The organism is Myxococcus eversor (genome assembly GCF_010894455.1).
Classification (GTDB): Bacteria; Myxococcota; Myxococcia; order Myxococcales; family Myxococcaceae; genus Myxococcus; species Myxococcus eversor.
Genome location: NZ_JAAIXY010000028.1, coordinates 39,269 through 58,416, shown reverse-complemented (window position 1 = coordinate 58,416; position 19,148 = coordinate 39,269). Strand labels below are relative to the sequence as shown.

The 19,148-nt window shown below is 66.8% G+C and carries 15 protein-coding genes; 7 read left to right on the top strand and 8 right to left on the bottom strand.

Translation table 11 applies throughout. The annotated features are described in order from the left end of the window. Window positions 1-181 precede the first annotated feature (181 nt). From G4D83_RS40170 to G4D83_RS40155, 4 genes are all read left to right on the top strand, one after another. Window positions 182-1,267, top strand: a complete 1,086-nt coding sequence (locus tag G4D83_RS40170) for a hypothetical protein (protein ID WP_163870233.1) — start codon at window positions 182-184, stop codon at window positions 1,265-1,267. A gap of 38 nt (window positions 1,268-1,305) precedes the next feature. Then, entirely contained in the window at window positions 1,306-2,844 is a 1,539-nt protein-coding gene (locus G4D83_RS40165) for an acetyl-CoA hydrolase/transferase C-terminal domain-containing protein (RefSeq protein WP_163870232.1), read from the top strand. Then, on the top strand, window positions 2,841-3,605 hold the full coding sequence (locus tag G4D83_RS40160) for a tetratricopeptide repeat protein (RefSeq protein WP_163870231.1): 765 nt from the start codon (window positions 2,841-2,843) through the stop codon (window positions 3,603-3,605). Before G4D83_RS40165 ends, G4D83_RS40160 begins: the two co-directional genes overlap by 4 nt. A gap of 457 nt (window positions 3,606-4,062) precedes the next feature. Further along, complete coding sequence (locus G4D83_RS40155) at window positions 4,063-4,353, top strand: hypothetical protein (protein WP_163870230.1); 291 nt, start codon at window positions 4,063-4,065, stop codon at window positions 4,351-4,353. Window positions 4,354-4,460: 107 nt separating this feature from the next. Here the strand turns inward: G4D83_RS40155 and G4D83_RS40150 are convergent, their stop codons facing one another. From G4D83_RS40150 to G4D83_RS40115, 8 genes are all read right to left on the bottom strand, one after another. Beyond that, window positions 4,461-5,327 (bottom strand): beta propeller repeat protein, encoded by an 867-nt coding sequence (locus tag G4D83_RS40150; RefSeq protein WP_163870229.1) that lies wholly within the window; start codon window positions 5,325-5,327, stop codon window positions 4,461-4,463. 36 nt (window positions 5,328-5,363) lie between these two features. Continuing rightward, the gene (locus G4D83_RS40145) at window positions 5,364-6,356 is read right to left on the bottom strand and encodes a PAAR-like domain-containing protein (protein ID WP_163870228.1); all 993 of its coding nucleotides are present in this window, start codon (window positions 6,354-6,356) and stop codon (window positions 5,364-5,366) included. Further along, window positions 6,353-7,423, bottom strand: coding sequence for a hypothetical protein (locus G4D83_RS45725; RefSeq protein WP_205522839.1), 1,071 nt, complete (start codon window positions 7,421-7,423; stop codon window positions 6,353-6,355). Before G4D83_RS45725 ends, G4D83_RS40145 begins: the two co-directional genes overlap by 4 nt. Then, window positions 7,420-8,493, bottom strand: coding sequence for a DUF2169 family type VI secretion system accessory protein (locus G4D83_RS40135; protein WP_163870226.1), 1,074 nt, complete (start codon window positions 8,491-8,493; stop codon window positions 7,420-7,422). The genes G4D83_RS45725 and G4D83_RS40135 overlap by 4 nt, the downstream gene beginning before the upstream one ends. Further along, on the bottom strand, window positions 8,483-9,829 hold the full coding sequence (locus G4D83_RS40130; RefSeq protein WP_163870225.1) for a TIGR02270 family protein: 1,347 nt from the start codon (window positions 9,827-9,829) through the stop codon (window positions 8,483-8,485). The genes G4D83_RS40135 and G4D83_RS40130 overlap by 11 nt, the downstream gene beginning before the upstream one ends. Window positions 9,830-10,077: 248 nt before the next feature. Then, window positions 10,078-10,716 carry a hypothetical protein gene (locus G4D83_RS40125; RefSeq protein WP_163870224.1) on the bottom strand — a complete coding sequence of 213 codons (639 nt, stop codon included), beginning with the start codon at window positions 10,714-10,716 and terminating at the stop codon, window positions 10,078-10,080. A gap of 608 nt (window positions 10,717-11,324) precedes the next feature. Further along, window positions 11,325-12,881: a hypothetical protein gene (locus G4D83_RS40120; protein WP_163870223.1), complete on the bottom strand. Its 1,557-nt coding sequence runs from the start codon at window positions 12,879-12,881 to the stop codon at window positions 11,325-11,327. Window positions 12,882-13,088: 207 nt separating this feature from the next. After that, window positions 13,089-14,381, bottom strand: coding sequence for an adenylate/guanylate cyclase domain-containing protein (locus G4D83_RS40115; protein ID WP_163870222.1), 1,293 nt, complete (start codon window positions 14,379-14,381; stop codon window positions 13,089-13,091). Between the two features lie 597 nt (window positions 14,382-14,978). On the opposite strand from G4D83_RS40115, the gene G4D83_RS40110 reads away from it, so the two are divergent. The 3 genes from G4D83_RS40110 to G4D83_RS40100 are packed head-to-tail and all read left to right on the top strand — an operon-like array spanning window position 14,979 to window position 19,068. Beyond that, on the top strand, window positions 14,979-15,428 hold the full coding sequence (locus G4D83_RS40110) for a hypothetical protein (RefSeq protein ID WP_163870221.1): 450 nt from the start codon (window positions 14,979-14,981) through the stop codon (window positions 15,426-15,428). Further along, on the top strand, window positions 15,425-17,590 hold the full coding sequence (locus tag G4D83_RS40105; protein WP_163870220.1) for a DUF7125 family protein: 2,166 nt from the start codon (window positions 15,425-15,427) through the stop codon (window positions 17,588-17,590). The genes G4D83_RS40110 and G4D83_RS40105 overlap by 4 nt, the downstream gene beginning before the upstream one ends. After that, complete coding sequence (locus tag G4D83_RS40100; protein WP_163870219.1) at window positions 17,590-19,068, top strand: sensor histidine kinase; 1,479 nt, start codon at window positions 17,590-17,592, stop codon at window positions 19,066-19,068. Before G4D83_RS40105 ends, G4D83_RS40100 begins: the two co-directional genes overlap by 1 nt. The last annotated feature ends 80 nt before the right edge of the window (window positions 19,069-19,148 follow it).

Sequence of the window (19,148 nt, the reverse complement as noted above, 5' to 3'; positions counted from 1 at the left end):
GACGAAAAGGGGTGTGCACCAAAGCACGGAATCGGGGCGCCCAACACGTTCAGGGGGCTGACTCTTCCCGGCCGCGGACACACGCCCCGCCGTCCGGGTGAGCGCCCCCTTGAAGCGGGCTAGAGCATCCGTCGACGCGGTCCGGGCGACTCACGCCCCCCTTCGTCGGCGGGAGCGCCCCATGTGGAACGTGACAGGAAGACGCCAGTCCAGGGCGAGGACATCGCTGCCAGCACTGGTCGCCCTCCTGCTCGTCGCCGCCCCCGCCTTCGGGTCGGATTGGAGATGGGAGTTCAGCGCCCCCACCCCCTTCTTCCTGGACCGCAGCTACGTCTTCGGCTCACCCAGCCACATCCGCCGCGTGGGAGACCCGTATTCACCCGCGCCGCTGCTGTTCGAGGCGCAGGTCGCCCCCAATCTCTTCTTTCCCCAGCTCCACGCGGGTCACTTCCGGAAGAAGACGGGCGAGTGGTTCCTGTCGGCGGTGCTCACACCGTCCATCCATCTTCGGCTGCTCAACACGCCCAGCGCTCCCGTCATCCCGCCGTCCTACATCCCCAAGGCCACGTTCCAGGTGGCGCACCTGCGCATGCTGCCGGGCCCGAAGGAGAACGCCCGCGCGCGGCGGGGCCTGATGCTCGCGGCCAACCTCATCGTGGGCCACTACTCGAATGGCCAGGACGGGTGCTACTTCTCGAATCAGATGAGGGTGAACGGCGCCTGCTCGCCCCCGCCCGAGCAAGGAGAACTCCCGCTCAACGAGCTGACCGGCAGCTTCTCCACCAACTTCCTGCGCGGAGAGCTGCACGCACTGGGCGCCCTGGCGGCGGATCAGGAACTGGACAGCGCCTGGCTCGTGGGCGGCGGCAGCTTCCTGGAGCTGAACACGGCCGTCGGTCCCGGCGGCATCGCCGACTACCAGCGCAACGTCTACGGCGACGGGAACTGGGGGGTGAGCGTGCTGGGCGAGCGCCTCTGGAATCAGCACCGGTTCCAGTTGGAGATCGCCGTGTCAGCCCCCTTCGGAGAGACGCCCCACCGAGGGGCCACGGTGAGCGCCGAGGCCACCGCGCTGCCGTACTGGGGCGCGGGCTTCGGCGTCTTCGCGCGCTACATCCACGGCCAGGACTACTACAACATCCTCTTCCTGGAGCGGGTGAATCTCTGGCAGTTCGGGCTGGTGTTCGAGCTGTCCCCGGGCGCCCGCCTGAAGGTCGATGACGACGAGTCGGACGAGGACAAGCGGCGCCCCCCGGGCTTCCGCTGAGGAACCGGGCACGAGGGTGTGTCATCCTCCCGCCGCCCATGAACGCACCGAGCACGCTGAAGGACCGCATCCAGAACGCCGGCCTGCTGGCCAAGGTCGTCCCCGTCGAGGAGGCGGTGAAGCACGTCACCGATGGCAACACGGTGGCCATCAGCGGCTTCACCAAGTCGGGGGAGCCCAAGACGTTCTTCCCCGCGCTGGCCTCGCACCTGGCACGGACGGCGCCCCAGACGCGCATCACCCTCTTGTCGGGCGCCTCGCTCTCCGAGGACGTGGAGGGGCCCATGGCGCCCTTCATCCGCAAGCGCGGGCCCTACATGTCCTCGTCGGCGTCGCGCCGTCGCATCCACGCGGGGGAGATGGACTTCACGGACGTCCACCTGTCCGCCTTCGCGCGCAACCTGATGTATGGCTTCTACGGCGACATCGACGTGGCGGTGGTGGAGGTGTCGCGCATCCGGCCCAACGGCAGCGTCATCCTCGGCTCGTCGGTGGGCGTCAGCGCGGAGGCGCTCGCGAAGGCGAAGAAGATCATCCTCGAGGTGAACACCTCCGTGCCGGACTACACGGGGTTCCACGACATCGTCCTGCCCACGGTGCACCCGCACGTGGGCTGGCCGCTGCCCCTGCTCAACGTGAGGGACCGCATCGGCAATCCCTACGTGGAGATTGACGCGAGCAAGGTGGTGGCGGTGGTGGAGTCGCGGACGCCGGACCACCCGGTGCCCTTCAAGGCGGCGAACGCGACGGACAAGCGGATTGCACAGAACGTGGTGGAGTTCCTGCTGCGCTGCCGTGAGCAGTTCCAGTGGGGCAAGCGCATGCCGCCCATCCAGTCCGGCGTGGGCAACGTGGCCAACGCCATCATCGGCGAGCTGTACGCGTCACCCTTCCAGAAGATTCGATTCTGGACCGAGGTCTTCCAGGACGGAATGCTGCGCTACGTGGAGGACGACGCGAAGTTCGAGTACGCGTCCGCCACGGCGGTGTCCTTCTCGGCCGAGGGGCGCGCGAAGTTCCAGCAGATGTTCGAGCGGTGTCGGGAGCGGCTGGTGTTGCGGCCGATGTGGCTGTCGAACAGCCCCGAAATCATCTCCCGCCTCTTCGTCATCGCGATGAACACGCCCATCGAGGTGGACATCTACGGGCACGTCAACTCGACGCACATCGACGGCTCGCGCATCGTCAACGGGCTGGGCGGCTCCGGGGACTTCTTCCGCAATGCGTACCTGAGCATCGTGCACACGCCCTCCGTGCGGAAGCTGAAGGACGGCCGGACGGTGAGCTGTGTGATGCCGTACGTGCGGCACATCGACCACACGGAGCACGACATCAAGTGCGTCGTCACCGAGCACGGCTACGCGCTCAACATGGACATCCGCTCGCCGAGGCGGCGGGCCATGGACATCATCGACCAGTGCGCGCATCCGCACTTCAGGCCGCTCCTGCACGCATATCTGGAGATGGCGGGACCGGGCGACGAGCCCCAGACCTCGGACATGAAGGTGCTGGATGCGTGGTGGCGTGACTACGACGCCCTCTGCCGTGATTTCCCGGGGGAGTCCGAGGCGGAATGACGAAGCGGGACGACCCAAGGCCTCGTCCACTGGAGCGGCCGGAGGACGGTGAGCGCAATGGACGCGAGCCGTGTCCTCCCGACGTCGCGGAGAAGCTTCGCGAGCTGGACCGGCTGCGCAGGAGTGGCCGGCACGCGACAGCGCTCGCGTTGGCCCGCTCGCTCGCGGAGGCGAATCCGAAGCTGGGGCGAGTGGTGCTGGAGCTGGCGATGACGCTCGGCATCTGGGGGAGCGCGCCCGCCGAGGCCCTTCCCTGGTTCGAGCGCGTCCTGGAGCTGGCGCCTGGACACCGGACGACCCGCCTGCACCGGGCGCTGTGCCTCGCCCGGCTCGGTCGCCATGTCGAGGCCGTCGCGGACTTCGATGCGCTGGTGGACGGCGGCTATCGCAAGGCGCTCGTGCTGCACATGAAGCGCGCCGAGTCCCTGGAGGCGCTGGGCCGAGACACCCAGGCCGAGCAGGACTGGACGCTCGCGCTCGCGGAGGACCCGGACAACCCCTGGCTGCTCCAGCAGCGGGCCGCCAGTCGCGCCCGCCTGGGGAGGCTCGCCGAGTCCATCCAGGACCTCACGGCCGCGCTCGCCCCGCAGCAGGGAGAGGGCATCGACCCCGAGCTGCTTCACGAGCGCGGCGTGCTGCGCGCACGGCTCGGCGATGTCGACGGCGCGCGCGCGGACTTCCAGGCGGGACTGTCCGCCCTGCGCCGGGGAGACCCGGACACGCTGCCGGCCGCGCTGCGTTCGGCGCTCAACGCGCTCTGAATCCAAGCCATCTCAAGGTGTCAAAGGAAGTGCCATGGACAACGGTCTTCGTGTTTGTCCATGCGACCCGTGGAGTTCAACCGCTCCGCGGAGTCGAGCTGGAATCATTCGTGCCCGAGAAAGGCTGGAAGACGCTCTTCGGGGGCTTCGCCAAGGGGGTGACCGAGAAAAACATCTTCTCGGGGCGGAAGCGCCTGGGAAGCCCGAGCAAGGCCTGCGGAATCCTGTCGACTGGCACTGAGTAACTGTTTGCGGTGGATTGCAACGACAGCTACGCCACCCTCTTCATGCAGACGTCGTAGAGCGCCTGACGGCCCCGGCAGCGGCTCCGACTCCAGGCAAGCCAAAGTCTTTCACATATCCTGGATCGGATTCGCCCACATGCAGCCGCGCAAGGAGTTGTGGCATGCTGCTCATGCAACAGCCACATGGAGCGCCTCATCCCTCTGGAGGAGCAATGCGTTCATTGTTGATGCTGGGTCTTGCCGTCCTCGGACTTCAGTTCGGCTGCGGAGCAGGCGAAGCCGACCCAGGGACGCAGTCCGATTTGACGTCACGCGAAGATTCACTGGTTCGCTGCATCGCCAATTACTCCATCACTTTTTACAGTGACGCCACCCTCACCACGGCGGTCGGCACCGAGCGGTGCGTTTGCGACAGAACACCCACGCGCACGGGCACGCAGACCGACTATGCGGTCGAAAACTATTACGAAGATTGCGCATGGCGCGCGGCAACAACCCCATAACACCAGACAGATGCCGCTTGCGCTGCCCCTGAGCAGCGCAAGCGCACTCCACCGCCACGCGGGAGCAGCTCCCGGTGGGCCTCCGAAACAAGGCCCTCCGGTCCTCATCAGAGGCTGGTCACCTGACCGCCCCACCACCCCTTGCCATCGAACCGTGCGACGAGCCGCCCGCCGAGGCCGAAGAGATGGTCCCCAATCGCACTCAACCGATAGAGCGTGACGTCCTTGATCTTTTCGAGGCCCCGGGGGCCCAGGCGGAAGACGCCGTCCTTGCCCGCTGCGACATACAAAGCGTCCTGATACCAGGCAAGGCTGGTGATGTTCACCACGGGCGCATTGAGCTGCTCCCAGGTATCGCCGTCTCCCTTGAACAACACGCCGCGAGCCCCTGCGACATAGACCTCCTTGGGCGAACGACAGAGGACCGTGAGCAAGGTGTAGTTGGTCGGAGACTCCAGCTCCGACCATGTCTGTCCCCGATATCGGAAGAGCGCGCCCTTCTCACCGACCATGTAGACCGCATCCGCGGAGCAGCCATGCACGGCGTTCAGCCGACGCTCCTGTTCGTCCCGGACGACGTCCACCTGCGTCCCGGAGACTCGTACGCGCTCCCCGTGGTCCCCGGCGACGAACATCACGTCATCCGACGCCACCCAGAGTGACACCAATCCATCCGGACAGCCGAGGTCCCGGATCTTCCAGCCCCCCTTCGAATCCGTGAAGTGAAGCTGCCCATCCATGTCGACCGCATACAGCCGTCCCGAAGGAGACCGTGACAGGTCCGTCGCCCAGACATCAACCTCCTGCAGCTTCGTCCACGTGATGTTCCCCTCATGGACCAGCGATACGATGACCGTGACAATGGATTCGGGGTCATCCACGGGCGGCGACATGTTCGCCAGCATCTGCAGGTCACGGAGGTTCGTCCCGACGATACTGATGAAGCTCGTACGATGGTCCGGCTCGGTGCTCATTCCATCCCTCCAGAATCCCATTCAAGTCCGGCGTGACTAGAAATTCGCACCCTCGTTCGCCCCGGTGGACGGCGTTGGTGGCTTCCACTTCTTTCGCAGGCCAGGGGGGCGAAGCTCCAGGTTGCCAGTCCCGCCGCAGATCTCAATGAATTTCCTATCGACCTCGATGAGGATGCACTCGGCTTCTTCCTTCGTCAGTCCGGGTCCGGGAGTCGGTGAGCAGAGCTGGTCCTGGCAGTCCTTGCGGGCCTCCGAGTACGTGACATTCTTTCCTGTCGCCTTGTGGCGCCGCACATAGAAGCGGGCGCGGTCCTTCTGCATCCGGGAAATCAACCCATGTTCGGTGGTGCCTTCGGACCCAGCACCGAGCGGAATGCATGGCCCGGCATTCTCCGTGTAGTTCGGGCACCCTCCGGCAACCGTCTTGACGTGGCGCGAACCACGCCCCTCCTGGAAGTGGGCGTTCTGGACGAGATGGTGGGACTCAGACCCCTTATACGCCCCCTTCTTCATCTTCTTCTTCTGCTCCCCATACGACTCCACCGGATAGCGGGCCAGGACCTCGGCGCACTTCGCCGGGTCTGGCGGCGCCATGGACTCCAACTCGGGCGTGGGAACGGATTCGTTGCCGGGTGTGCTCGCGTGGTTCGAGGTCGTCATGTCCAGGTGACGGACAACGTTCTCGCCCTCGAACTGCACGTCCATGGACCACGACGCGAAATACACCTTGCCTGAGAGCTGGTGGGTGACGACGCCCTGTCCAAAGGACTTCGTGGCCGCCTCGTCCCCCGTGCATTTCTTGAAATAAGACTTGTCGCGGAGCATCGCCTCCTTGCCGCCAATGAGCACCGTCTTGCTGCCGCCCGTCATGTCCGACGAGGAGGAGAAGACCGGGTATGGCAAGGGAAGAGGCCCCGCGGGCGGCCCCGGCGGCGAAAGACAGACATCCGGGAACGCGGCCGTCACCTGCCCCGCCCCTGTCTTGCAGGAGATGGAGCGTCCATTCGCATAGGTATTGTTTCCCATCATCCGCTCCTTCCGGGCGCAGCCACCACACATGCGGCTCGCTCCGCACCTCGTGACGACGCGAACAAGAGGGCCGTGCGTCCCGGTGCGTCCCCGTGCGCCATGCCCACTGCCGTGAGAACCAACATGCTCGCGGGAAGCGCGGCCCCTACGTCCCCCAGGACTTCTGCGGGAAGCCAGAGCGGAAACGAAGGCCTCGGCTCGCGAAGGAGCCGGGCAAAGGCGGTGGAAGCCTCCATGAAAGCCAACCTCTCGCCGGCGACATCACCCACGCGAAAGTCCACGTCGCCCAGCGGGAGTCTCGAATCAACCAAGGCCCGGCGCAGCGCGAGGGCCAGCCCCTCCGCCAGATTCGCGACGTCCTGCTTCCCGAACGACGGCTCCTCTGCTTGCCCAATGCCCAGGATGTCCAGCAACGAGGGCGTCTGCGGCTTCGCTCGCGTCACCCAGAGCGCCGCGGCGGCCTCGGAGGGAATCACGCCATCCGAGTTCGTCTCCGTTTTCAGGCGGTCCTGGAGTTCGAGCCAGTGAAGCGCCTTGTGGGTCACCAGGGAGTCCGCCGCGGCGACGAGGCAGGCATCGCACTCGTGACGCGCCAACATTCCTGCCGCCGTCTCCAGGGCGTGGAAGATACCGGCTGCTCCCATTCGAAAGGCGCGTGACCCCGGACCGAACGGCTCCGCGCACTGTGACTGGACCTCTTTCAGGACCCGAGCGCCCAGATCTTCGGGAAGGTCGTCTCGCTCCGGTCCGGCGAGCGCGAGCAGCAAGGGCACGGGCTTCTTCGCGGCCCCCACCCAGCTCTCGTGACGCGCTCTGCATTCCTCCAGCGCGCGAACCAACAGGGGCACACATCGACGGAAGCCCTGGACCGAGCGAGTGGCTTCGGGAACATGAGCGCCGATGATAGGGCGATGCTGTGTGTCGTGGAATGGGAGCTCCTGGAAGCGGCGGATGCGAGCCCGCACCGCGGCGCTGGCCGAGGCAGCGTCCATGCCGACGGAACACACCATGCCCACGCCCTGGACCAGCAGCTTCGCCCCCGGCGCCCCGCGCTCCAACACGCTCATGCCGCCCCCCGTCCCCAACGGATGTAGCGTTTGCCAGTTCGCGCCGCGCGCTCACGCCCAGGGGTCGTGCCCACCTGGACTTCTCGAAGATGGGTGGGCTTGCCTTCCAGTCGGGCGGTGGCCCTCCAGACCAGCGCGCACCGCTTCTCGTCGGGAAGGAGCACGAGGGTGTCGAGCCGTCCCGGGAACGTGCGTGGGCCCGAGTGGTAGTGCAACGTGACGGGAACGGAGCGGACGGGGAGCGTGAACTGCCAGCGGCCCTCGGGAGTCATCCCCGTGAGGATCACCTGCTCACCGCCTTCGAGGTGTGCACAGGTCTGGTCCTCCGGGGCTCCCTGAAAGTAGCGGTCGTCGAAGTCGAGCGGGAGGAAGGGGTAGCGCGAGTCACGCCAGTCCTGGTCATACGTGCCCGCATAGGTGCGCCTGGGCAACCAGTTGCGTCCGATGAAGCCCAGCCCCATCGGCCGAGGCCGGTCCGTGGGACGGGAGATGAGCTGCTGCGGGTCCTCCAGGTTGGGCAGTGGCGTGTCACGAATGCCCTCATGGCCACGGGCATGAAGGCCGACGCCCACGAGGTTGGCTTCCTCGTACACATGCCGCCGAGCATCCGAGTGGGTGCGATCCGCGCCCCCGAAGGCTCGTTCGTAGAGCAATGGCACCTTGAGGAAGGGCCGAGGGCTCGACGGGCGCAGTCCTCCCACCCATCCGCGCTCCCAGACCCTGTCCCCGAAGACCTGGAGGACCTTGCGCACGGAGCCGAGCTTCAGCCCCACCAGCAGCGACTCGGTGGGCTTGCCACCGGGTGCCCAGGCGTGGCCCAGCACGAGGACATCCGTGCGGGGCTTTCGCAACGCGAAGTCCGACTCCCATCGCTCGCTGCTGAGACCTGGCTCCCCATGAAAGAGGTCGGCCCTGACGAGAGGCCGCTGCTCCGCAGCGGGCGTACACGTCCCATCGGGCCCGACGTCGAACGTGCCCTTGACGACGGCGACGACGTGCTCGTGGCCGTGTTTGTCCGTGGAGAGAGCCAGCTCCGCCTGGAACGGTGCCAGCAGGTTATCAATCATCATGCCCCCTCCAGGGCCTCCAAGAGCCAGCAGCGCGTCCTGCTGACGCGAGCAGTTCCTGGAGGTGTGTGAGTTGTCGTCGTTGTCGGCGCGTACTCGCGAGAGTGTTCAGCCGGAAGGCCCCACGGCTCTCGAGCGCCAGTTGCCTGGCGAGCACGTGTCGACGCCGCATGGGCACCGTCTCGAGCGCCGCCATGAGGACTTCGCCGCTCCAGGGCCTGCCCTCCAGGTAGCGAGTCTTCACGTCGAAACGACTCCGCTGCGTCCGCCACCACTCGCGGATGGCCTCGGGCTCCGGCACCGGCAGGCTGGCCTCGGGAGTGAGCGCGAGGTCCGCGTCGAGGTCCTCCTCCAGAGGGAGGTCCTCCGATCCATCATCGGGAGATTCCTGGACGAATGGCTGCTCCAGCACCAGTCCGGTGATGGCGCGGAATGCCTCCGCGGCAACGCGCCCGTGGAGCTTGTCCCCGAGCAACTCCACACACGCATCGGCAGCCTCCACGCGTCCGCTGAACCCCAGCGCCCAGAGCACCTCCCCTCTCAGCCGAGGCGTCTCGAGGTGCTCGACCAACCATCGAAGGTCCTCGCGTCCGCCCAGAAGCGAGGTCAAGACGTACAACGAGCGCTCACACGGCACACGCGCGGCGACAGCCTGTGAACACTGGGTCCAGGCCTCTCGATGCCCCCGCAGGAGTCCCACCGCGAGGGCCGACTCGCGAAGCGCCGGGTGCGCGAACAGCTTTCGCAACACGTCAGCCCCGATTGGGAGCTGAGGAAGGGCCTCGAGCAGGTGTAAAGCAGACAGCGCGACGCGGGGGTCCTCTCCAAGCAGGAAGGCCTCCAGCGACACTTGAGGCGCCTCTTCACGAAAGGCCAGGACCTCCAGCACGGCGGACTGGAGCTCTGGCCCACCCTCCACGAGGTACGGCCCCAGGCGTCTGGCGACATCCCGCCGTTCGCTGAACTCCAGGGCCCGCTGGAGAGCACTTCTCAGGACCGGGCCAGCACGCGCGAAGGAGTCGAACACCGCATGGGCCGCGGGCTCATTCCAACCATCCAGAAGCACTCGCGCCCCGGCGCTGACACGCAAAGGCTCCTCCTCCACGGAGTCCTCTTCGAGTTCGAGCAACGGCAACAAAAGCCGCTCGGCCACCGGCGCGCCTCCCACCACCAACCCCTGGAGATGCGCCAGCAATCGCGACTCCAGGCGCTCCTCCAGTTCCGCCAACGTGAAGTCCACCGTGAAGAGGTGCCGAGCCCATTGCTCCCACAGGAACGACGCCTCTTCCAGATGCCGCTCGACGACATCCCACAGTACATCCTCGGGACGCCGCTCCATGGCAAAGATTGATTGGGCCAGGGTGTTCATCCCCCCAAAGACTACACAATTCCCGGGGAAGACTGTCCACGCGGAGTGAACCCAGGCAGCCTACATCCCTGGCAACCCTCGACGCCTGGCATCACGACGAGCGCAGGCAAAAATGTACAACGCGAGCGTACGGCGCGGCAGTCCGGCCCAATCCATGCGGCCGGAAATGCCCGGGGCTTCGGGAGACCTCCGGCGCTTGTGAGTCTTTTCCTGCTGATTCAGCGAAACGCGATGGGCTCGAAGCGCTTCCCGTCGCTCGATGACGCCAGATGGTGGGGGAACACCGTCCACAGCCGACCGCCAGCGACGACGAGGTTGGCGAAGCCAGGAGCGGGGGCGGGCAGCTTCAGAGCGACGCCGCGGTGCTTCTCCATCCGGAGCACCTTTTCTCCGACACTGACAAACAGCCGGTTCTTGAAGAAGGCCAGCGAGTGGATGCCGCCCTTGGGGAGCGGGAGCTTCCGGGCCCTGCCCTTCCGAGGCAGGTACCAGGCGTGCGCGTCCGTGTGCAGGTAGACGCCCTGCTCGGGTGCCGCACACATGCTCCGCACTTGAGCGCGCGAGGCATGACGCCGCACCAGGGCTCCGTCCTGGAGCATCCACACACCATCGCGGCCGAAAGCGAAGAGCGTGCCCCCGTGGGAGAAGAGGCCGCGCAGGCCGGACTGCCCTTCCCTAACGAGTTCGAGGCTCAGGCCCTTGCCCTCGGGCACCAGGCGCCCCAGGCCGTTCTGTGAACAGAGCCCGAAGAGGACGCCGTCGTGCACCACGCCGTCCACCAGGTCCAGGCCCTCGGGGCCGCTGACCTCCTTGAGCTTCCAGCCCTTGCCGCCGCCCTCGAACGCGAGCGCGGACACACCGAAGCCGGACAGGCCCGACGGCGCCCCCAGGTCACGCAGGACGACGCCCGCATAGACGGCGAAATCGGCCCCATGAGCAAGGCCGATTTGTCAAAGCCAGCCATGCGAATAGGACGGTGCGTCAGCCCACGAGCGTCAGCCACCGCACAAGAACGCATCAGACCTCCAGTGATTGCCGACACCGCAACCCTGGCCCTCGCGAGCTGTCTGGCCTTACAATCGTGGTCGCGCACTCACGCGCGCTCCACCAGGAACGACAGAATGAAGAGAGCAGGCATGTGGTTGGCCGCAGTGACGGCGCTCGGTCTGATGGTTGGATGTGGAGCACCGCTGCCCGAGGAGTCGCAAGTCCCTGTGAGCGAACAGCCAGCGGAGGCCGACTCCAACGTGAGCGCCCAGGCTTGTGAGGACAATCAGGCCTGCCTCTGCAATCGATTCTGTCGCCAGCGGTGCGGCACCAACGACCCGGCGTGTACGACGGCGTGCCTCGCGGACTGTCTGTAGGGGGCTCCCCTTCCGGCGAGGCCGCGCGACGCACGGAAGCAGTCCCAGGAGAGCGCATGCGGTCCGGAGTCGAACGACCTCCGGGCCGTGCGTCAACATGCTCAGGGCCCAGCTGCGCAGTCTACGGCCTCGGGAGAGAAGCGGAGCCGCACGGTGCCGTCCTTCTCCAGTACGAGCCGATAGCTCCCCGCATGAACGTAGTGAACGGGCAGCATCGTCCACAGGTCTCGCGTCAGCTCCGTCGCGCCGCGCACCGGGAAGATGGCCAGGCGGTGTTTCTTCGATGTGGCAGGCAGCGACGCGCCGAAGGCGACCAGACGCGCGCCCGACGGTGGCCCCACCTCGGACTCATAGGCATTTCGAAGCTCCGCCCAACCCAGTCCAGGAGCCACTTGTGCCGACGCCTCGATGGTGACGCACGCGGGCTGCTCTCCGCGAGCTCCAGACTCGGGCTCGATGTCGATGCGACCTTTCTGATCGCTGGCGGAGCGGAAGAGCCAGGCGTAGCGCAGTCGGTAGCGCGTGCCGGGAAGCAGGGGCATCCACTCCTCGCTCTCCTGGAAACCATCCATGTTCTTCCAGCGCACCCACAGCCGAACGGCACGCTCCGGGGGGACGTCGAGCATGGCGGTGGTGACGCCCTTCAAGGTCGGCTCGGAGCAACCAGGGCACAGGATGCGCCGGCCGTCGACCCAGACCTCATCGATGGAGCCATTCGTCCCGTTCCCGCCGGCCGCGGGCACGAGGCTCAGCGCGGCCTGGCCGATGGAGGCCCGAGGACGGGAGGGAGGCCGCAGGCGAGCAGCCCAGGCGCGAAGAAGCGGTCCCCAGAGCGGCTCGGCGGATGCGTCGACCTGGAGGGGGAGCAGCGGTTCGAGCATCCTGACTCTCTCCGCGCGCCTTGTATCTCTTGGGTCCAGCGGGCCGGCCAGGTCCTTGTGAATCAGTTCCAGCACCAGTTGGCGCCAATCTCGTGAGACCCGCGCGGGAGGAGAAGACCGCAGGAGCTTCTCCCAGGTGAGGCCGAACTCCGTGAGCGACAGGAGCGCCATCCCGTGCTCGTCCTGCGACTCGAAGACCTGGGTGAAGGCACGGGCATCTCCGAGCAGGACTTGGAGGCGGTCCCTGAGCCCTGACTGAGCCGTGGGTGGAGAGGGAATGAAGAGAGCCCTCTGCCCGTGGGCCGCTTCCTCCCTGTAGGTAAGCTCCTGGCCCTCCCAGGTGACGTCCAGGAGGGGGAGGCCCGCGTTCTTCACGGAGGCCCGGAACCGCAACGGCGCGTTCTCCATCGTCAGTTCTCGCAACACCTGTCGGTCGGGGTCCGTCGTGAGCGACATCTGGATGCAGGTATCGCCTTCCCGCTTCCGCGCGGAGGGGGCGAACGTCACCGTCAGCGCTCCCGTCAACGGCGGCGGCAGCGCCAACGGCGCGCGGAAACGAGGGGGCGCGTCGGACCGAGGATGAACGGCGGTGAAGGACAGCTCGAGCTCCTCACGGGAGCCTGAACCCTCGACGGACTTGACCCTGACCTCCGTGAGCCACTCCTTCCAGTAGGGGTGGGTCAGGAGGCTCTCTTCCTCGAGTTCCTCCTCGCTCACCGGCCCCGCACAGGCCGATGGGGGCTCCTTCTCCGGAGGTGTCGCGGAGAGGAGGGTCATCAGCAACACATGAGCGAGCACGGAAGTCCTTGGGTCGAGGGACAGCGAACCAACGCATGAGCGAAGGAGTCCGATCCACCGACTGGGACGAACTGAGTGCGCGGGGCCTCTCCCAATCGCCCACGCTCCCGAGAAGTCGCGCGAGCAGCGGCCCCGCCAGGAGTGGGGCCGGGGACGAACTGGAGAGAGGCGGAGCCGACGTCCCCCTCACCCGTGCGGGATGACGACCCGCCCAACCGGAGGCGCCACCGGCAGCGCGATGCCCGCGCCGGGCACGAAGGTGGCCACCGGCTCGCTCTTGCCCTTCACCGCAACCGGGGCCGCTGGGGACCAGGTGAAGGTCTCTCCTGCGTTGGCGCGCGTGGCCGCGGACACGAGCAGCGGCGTTCCCACCTGCTTGGTGAGCCCTTCGATGCGGCTGGCCAGGTTCACCGCGTCGCCAATCACCGTGTACTCGCGCCGCTGCGTGCTGCCCACGTCCCCCACGACGACGCGCCCGGTGTGGATGCCGATGCCAATGCGCAACGCCTCCTCGCCCCGCGCCACGCGCTCCGTGTTGAGCGCCGTCAGCGCATCGAGCATCTCCAGCCCGCACGCCACCGCCGCGCGCGCATGGTCCGGGTGGTCCAACGGCGCGCCGAAGTACGCGAGGATGCCGTCGCCGATGAACTTGTCGAGCGTCCCGCCATGGCGGAACACCACCTCCACCATGCGCGTCAGGTACTCGTTGAGCAACGCCACCACCCGGGGGCTGTCCATCTGCTCGGACATGGAGGTGAAGTCACGGATGTCCGAGAACAGCAGCGTCACCTCGCGATGCTGGCCATTCGCCAGTCCCGTGCCCCGCTCGGCGATATGGCGGGCCACCTCCGGGGAGAAATAGCGCCCCAGCCGCTCCAACCGGGACTGCTCGCGGGAGATGCCGTGCAAGAGACGCTGGATGCGGTGCGTGGCGTAGCCGAGCGCCAGCGCCGTGACACCCAGGATGACGACGAGCGTGGGAGCGAGGCTCCACGCGCCAGGCGGGCCCAACTGCATCAGGGCGACCGTGAAGCCCATGCTCATCACCGCGCAGAGCGCCACGATGCCCACGTCCAGCGACAACACCGACAGCGCGAGGAGCGCGCAGTAGACCCCGCAGGCCAGGGGACCCACGAGGTCGGTGGGCACTCCGCCCTGGAGGGTGAAGTATTGCTGGAGGAAGACCATGGGCGCGTCCACCAGCGCCACGGCCATGCCCGCATACCGGCACGAGCGGACGAAGCCCGCCGCCACCGCCCAGAGCACCCCCGCGAGCACCAGGTATCCGCCCAGCGCCACCGGGGATGCGGGCCACGAAAGGCTCACGCTCAGGCAGAGCCAGGCGAGCACTCCCACGAAACGCAGCGCCCCCAGGCGCCTCGCCACGCGAATCTGCTCGTCGAGGAGGTTGCGCTCGAAGGCGATGGACAGGTCCGGCTCAGCCGGTTCGGGAAGAGGCGTCACGAGCTTCGATACCATGTGTTCCTCATGTTATCAGAGGTCGCCCCGGGTCATCGCGCCTGTATCCAGCAATCACAGACGCAAATCCCACGTCTCAGCCTTGAGAGGAATACAGCCAGGAGGTCCGAGCCCTGCTACGCACCCGAGGGGAGCGCGGCAGGGGCAGGCTGCTCCCGAAGCGGCCGCTCGGCCGGCCCCGTCAGCGGACCTCCTCGGCTCCGCTCGAGCACGGCGCGGCGCTCGGCAGCGGAACATTCCTGGAGGTCGGGCGGTGGAGCCCTTGCGACCCACCTTGTCGTATTGACTGGCATACGAATAGGCGCACATTCCGCCTGTCAACCGCTCATCGATAAATAATCGACCCTATATTGCCTCGGAGTCCCAGGCCCGCGACTCACGCGGGCTGACGCATTCGTTCGCCCACCTGAGCCGCAGCCCGTACGGCCCCGGTCTACCCCGGCGGGACGTCTAAAATGACGAGAGCGGGAAATCACGCGATGGGCATTCAGAACATTTCAGGCCCCCCCTCCACCACGCAGAGAACGTGCCGCCTTCAGGGCGGGGGCGACGCCCGTCCAGCAGAGGCGCGGGTCGCTCGGGCGGCTGGGGGAAGCCTTGCTTGATGAAGGTCAGCACGCGGCCTGTGTCGACGCCTGGCTCGACCGAGCCGGTGGGAATCTGTCGACAGAGGCTTTTCTCCAGCTCTTCGAAGCGGCACTCACGGTGCTCTGGAAACAGACGTTGACCACGCTGGGAGAAGTGACCCTGACCGCCATCGCTGGACGCGTTCTGCACAATGCCTCCGAGCAGTTCCCGCTCTTCTCCTCCCTCAAGGTCGAACGGCCGACGGGGCTGCATTTCGGAGCGCTTCGGGAGCGGATCCGCGCCGGGGACGACTCCGGGTTGAGGGAGGGCAGCCGATTCGTGCTCGTGGAGTTCCTCACCGTGCTCGGCAACCTGACCGCTGAAATCTTGACGCCGGAGCTGCATGCGGAGCTCTCCAAAGTCGCACTTCCGGAGGCGGTTCGTCCACGCGTCGCCGCGGGCGAGGACACAACTTCATGACGAAGCGATTCGAAATCCCGCGCCTCCAGACGGGCGTCCCCAACCTCGATGAACTCTTCAAGGGCGGCCTGCCCAAGGGCTCCGTCACCGCCGTGTGCGGCCCGCCCGGCTCGGGCAAGACGACCCTCACCCAGCAGCTCTGCTTCCACAACGCCTCGGCCTCCCACCGCGTCCTCGCCTTCAACACCCTCTCCGAGCCGACCGCGAAGACGCTGCGGCACCTCCAGCAGTTCTCGTTCTTCGACCCGAAGAAGTTCGAGGAGGGCGTCCAGTTCGTGGACCTCGGCGCCATGCTGCGGCTGAAGAGCTTCGATGCGGCCCTCACGCTCATCATGGACAACCTCAAGCAGGTCAAGCCAGACATCGTCGTCATCGACAGCTTCAAGGCCTTTGACGACCTGGCGACTTCGAGGAAGGAGCTCCGGACGTTCGGCTATGAAATCGCCGTGAACCTGATGGCTTGGGAGACCACCGCGCTGCTCCTCGGCGAGTACGGGCCCGCCGACTACGAGAACAATCCCCTCTTCTCCATCGTCGACGGCCTCCTCGTCCTCTCCCAGCGCGTGTCCCAGGGCGAGCAGCAGCGCTTCTTCCGAATCGTCAAGATGCGGGGGACGGACCACAGCCGGGACGAGCATCCCTTCCTCATCACCTCCAGCGGCCTGGAGCTGTTCGCTCCCCGCGAGGCCATCAAACGCGAGTCGATTCCGGAGGAGTCACAGGAGCGTTGCAAGACGCACATCCCCAAGCTCGACGAGATTCTCGGGCCCGGCATCCCCTGGGGGTCGAGCCTCCTGCTCAGCGGCGTCGCGGGCACCGGAAAGACCGTCCTCTCCCTCGAGTTCATCTACCGGGGCGCGCTCGCGGGCGAGAAGGGCATCCTCTTCTCCTTCGAGGAGAGCGAGGAGCGCCTCCGCGCCGCCGCGAAGGGCCTCGGCTGGGAGCTCGACCGGGAGATTGAGCGCGGCATGGTGGAGATCATCTTCATCCCCCAGCCCGACATCATGGTGGAGGCCCACCTCCTGATGATTCGCGAGCGCATCAAGGCCATGAAGGCCCGGCGAGTGGTCATCGACTCCGTCTCCGTGTTCCTGGACAAGGTGACGGACCCGCAGCTCAGCCGCGAGAAGATCTTCCACCTCTGCAGCATCGTCCAGAACGCCCAGGCCGTCGGCCTCTTCCCCACCGACATCCCCTACGGCTCCCATCAGGTCAGCCGGAGGGGCGTCGAGGAGACCGTGGTGGACGGCGTCATCATCCTCAGCTCCACGGAGGAGGGCCTGGAGCGCGAGCGCTACGTCGAGGTGTACAAGCTCCGCAACACCGCTCACCTCAAGGGCCGACACGCCATGGCCATTGGCGCCGGGGGGGTCTCCATCTTCCCTCGTTACGGGGAAGAGCTCCGCGTGGAGGCCCCTCCCCCCGCGCTGGAGATCTCCTCCCGATTGGGCTCCGGCACTCCCGGACTCGACGGGCTGATGGGCGGTGGGCTGCTCAGACGAAGCGCCACCCTCGTCTCCGGCAGCGCGGGCGTGGGCAAGAGCACCTTCGGAATCCAGTTCCTCCTGGAGGGCGCCAGGGTCGGGGAGCCGGGCCTCCATGTCTCGATGGAGGAAGGGCCCGAGCAACTGCTCGCCAGCGCCGAGGCCCTGGGATTACCGCTGCGCGCGCAGCTCGACGCGGGCCTCATCCAGGTGCTCTACGTCTCCCGGGAGCACCTGCGCGCGGGCCAGTTCCTGACCGTGCTGTCGGACCGCATCAAGGCGCTGAAGGCCTCACGCGTCGTGCTCGACGCCGCGACGCAGTTGCTGACGGCCCACACACCCATCGACGAGTTCCGTCACGTCCTCTACAAGCTGGTGGTCCGCTTCAAGACCCTCGGCATCACCAGCGTCCTCACGCTCGAGTCGTCCTCGCTCTTCTCCATGGAGCGAGTCACCGACCAGGGGCTCTCCCCCATCGCCGACAACCTGCTCATGCTGCGCTACGAGGAGGCAGCGGGCCGGCTGGCGCCTACGCTGACGGTCGTGAAGACGCGCGGCAGTGAGCATGATCGCCGCACCCACTTCATGACAGTCGCCCGGGGAGGGCTGCGAATCGGTTCGTCCGTGAGCGAGCTCCAGACGCCTTCCTGGGCCGCCCACGAAGACACGAGGCGCTGATGAGCTCTGGTCGGCGAAAGAAGGGCCCGTCCCCTGATTCGCGAGCAGCGACGGACGGGCAGCGCACGCGGGACCCACCCTTAGACCCTTCGCTCGCGAGCCTGGAGCAGGCCTACCGGCGGCTCGAGCACCTGTATGAAATCAGCAAGCTCTTCGCGAGCTTCGAGAGCGTCGCGGAGTCCTTCGACCCGGCGCTTGGCATCGTCGCGAAGTCGCTGCCCTTGCACAGCGCGGTCCTCATCGAGACGGAGAACGGCCACTCGAGGATGATCATCTGGCCGTCCGAGCTTCGTGACTCCGAACGGCTGCGAGCGGTCAAGGAACACGCGGAGGCCTCCTACGCCTACCTCGTCGGGGCGAAGTCGACCGAGTCGCTCGGCCTCAGTGAGCAACCGGGAAAGACCCTGTTGCCCTGGCAGGCGCAGTTGGGAGGGGACCATGAGAAGCGGTTCATCGTCATCCCGCTCGTGGTGGCCCAGCACTCGCTCTTCGGAGCCCTTCAGCTCGAAGGAGCCCTCTCCCTCGACAAGAAGGACCTGGTCTTCGTCAATGCCATCGCCAATCAGCTCGCGATCGCGCTCGAACGTGACCGCGCGTGGCGCAAAGACATCACACGGCGCGAGGACGCCGAGGAGGAGCGTGCCGAGGCGGAGGCACGAGGCGCCGTGGCTGACCGGGGCCGCCTTGTCGCCGAGAATTCGAGTGACAGATACGAGGCGCTCGCCAGGGAGAACGCCCGCCTGTACCAACAGGCGCAGGTCGCGGTGAGAGAGCGTGAGCAGATCCTCAGGGTGGTGTCTCACGACCTGAAGACTCCCCTGTCGACCATCATCATGACCACCGGGGCGCTCGCACAGCAGGGTGCCGCCGCGAAGCGGCGAACCGAGCTTCCCGTTCCCCAGGGGGTCGAGCGAATCCAACGCGCGGCCGAGCACATGATGCGGCTCATCAGCGACCTGCTCGACTTCGCGAACATCGAGCGCGGGCACCTCTCCATCAAGCGTCAGCCGAATGACGCGGGCACGCTGGTCAACGAGACGCTGGCGAGCTTCGAGCGCATCGCGCAGGAACAACGACTGACCCTGACCGCCGAGGTCGCGCCTCGCCCCCTGCTCATTCTTTGCGACAAGGACCGCATCCTCCAGGTCCTGACCAATCTGGTCGGCAACGCCACCAAGGTCACAGCGGAGGGCGGGAGCATCACCGTCACGGCCGAGGCGCGCGAGCACGAGTGCATGTTCGCGGTCGCGGACACGGGTCCAGGGATTCGGGCCGAGGACCTCAAGCACCTGTTCGACCGGTACTGGCGCAGCGACGAGGCGCGGTACGAGGGGATGGGCCTGGGGCTCGCCATCTCGAGCGGAATCATCGAAGCACACGGCGGCCGCATCTGGGCGGAGAGCGACTGGGGACACGGCGCGACGTTCCGCTTCACGGTTCCCCTGGTCGAGGACGTCGGCACGGTCGCCACGTCGTGACGCCGCTCCCAGGCAGTCCCTGGGGAGCAGTCCTGGCGAACCGCATCGACTGAGCCCTGTCCAGGGCCGACCCCGCGGGA

Coding starts and splice junctions, on each gene's coding strand:
- G4D83_RS40135 (WP_163870226.1), bottom strand. CDS start 8,493: ATGATGATTGATAACCTGCTGGCACCGTTCCAGGCGGAGCTGGCTCTC.
- G4D83_RS40155 (WP_163870230.1), top strand. CDS start 4,063: ATGCGTTCATTGTTGATGCTGGGTCTTGCCGTCCTCGGACTTCAGTTC.
- G4D83_RS40145 (WP_163870228.1), bottom strand. CDS start 6,356: ATGATGGGAAACAATACCTATGCGAATGGACGCTCCATCTCCTGCAAG.
- G4D83_RS40130 (WP_163870225.1), bottom strand. CDS start 9,829: ATGGAGCGGCGTCCCGAGGATGTACTGTGGGATGTCGTCGAGCGGCAT.
- G4D83_RS40165 (WP_163870232.1), top strand. CDS start 1,306: ATGAACGCACCGAGCACGCTGAAGGACCGCATCCAGAACGCCGGCCTG.
- G4D83_RS45725 (WP_205522839.1), bottom strand. CDS start 7,423: ATGAGCGTGTTGGAGCGCGGGGCGCCGGGGGCGAAGCTGCTGGTCCAG.
- G4D83_RS40105 (WP_163870220.1), top strand. CDS start 15,425: ATGACGAAGCGATTCGAAATCCCGCGCCTCCAGACGGGCGTCCCCAAC.
- G4D83_RS40160 (WP_163870231.1), top strand. CDS start 2,841: ATGACGAAGCGGGACGACCCAAGGCCTCGTCCACTGGAGCGGCCGGAG.
- G4D83_RS40170 (WP_163870233.1), top strand. CDS start 182: ATGTGGAACGTGACAGGAAGACGCCAGTCCAGGGCGAGGACATCGCTG.
- G4D83_RS40115 (WP_163870222.1), bottom strand. CDS start 14,381: ATGGTATCGAAGCTCGTGACGCCTCTTCCCGAACCGGCTGAGCCGGAC.
- G4D83_RS40150 (WP_163870229.1), bottom strand. CDS start 5,327: ATGAGCACCGAGCCGGACCATCGTACGAGCTTCATCAGTATCGTCGGG.
- G4D83_RS40120 (WP_163870223.1), bottom strand. CDS start 12,881: ATGACCCTCCTCTCCGCGACACCTCCGGAGAAGGAGCCCCCATCGGCC.
- G4D83_RS40100 (WP_163870219.1), top strand. CDS start 17,590: ATGAGCTCTGGTCGGCGAAAGAAGGGCCCGTCCCCTGATTCGCGAGCA.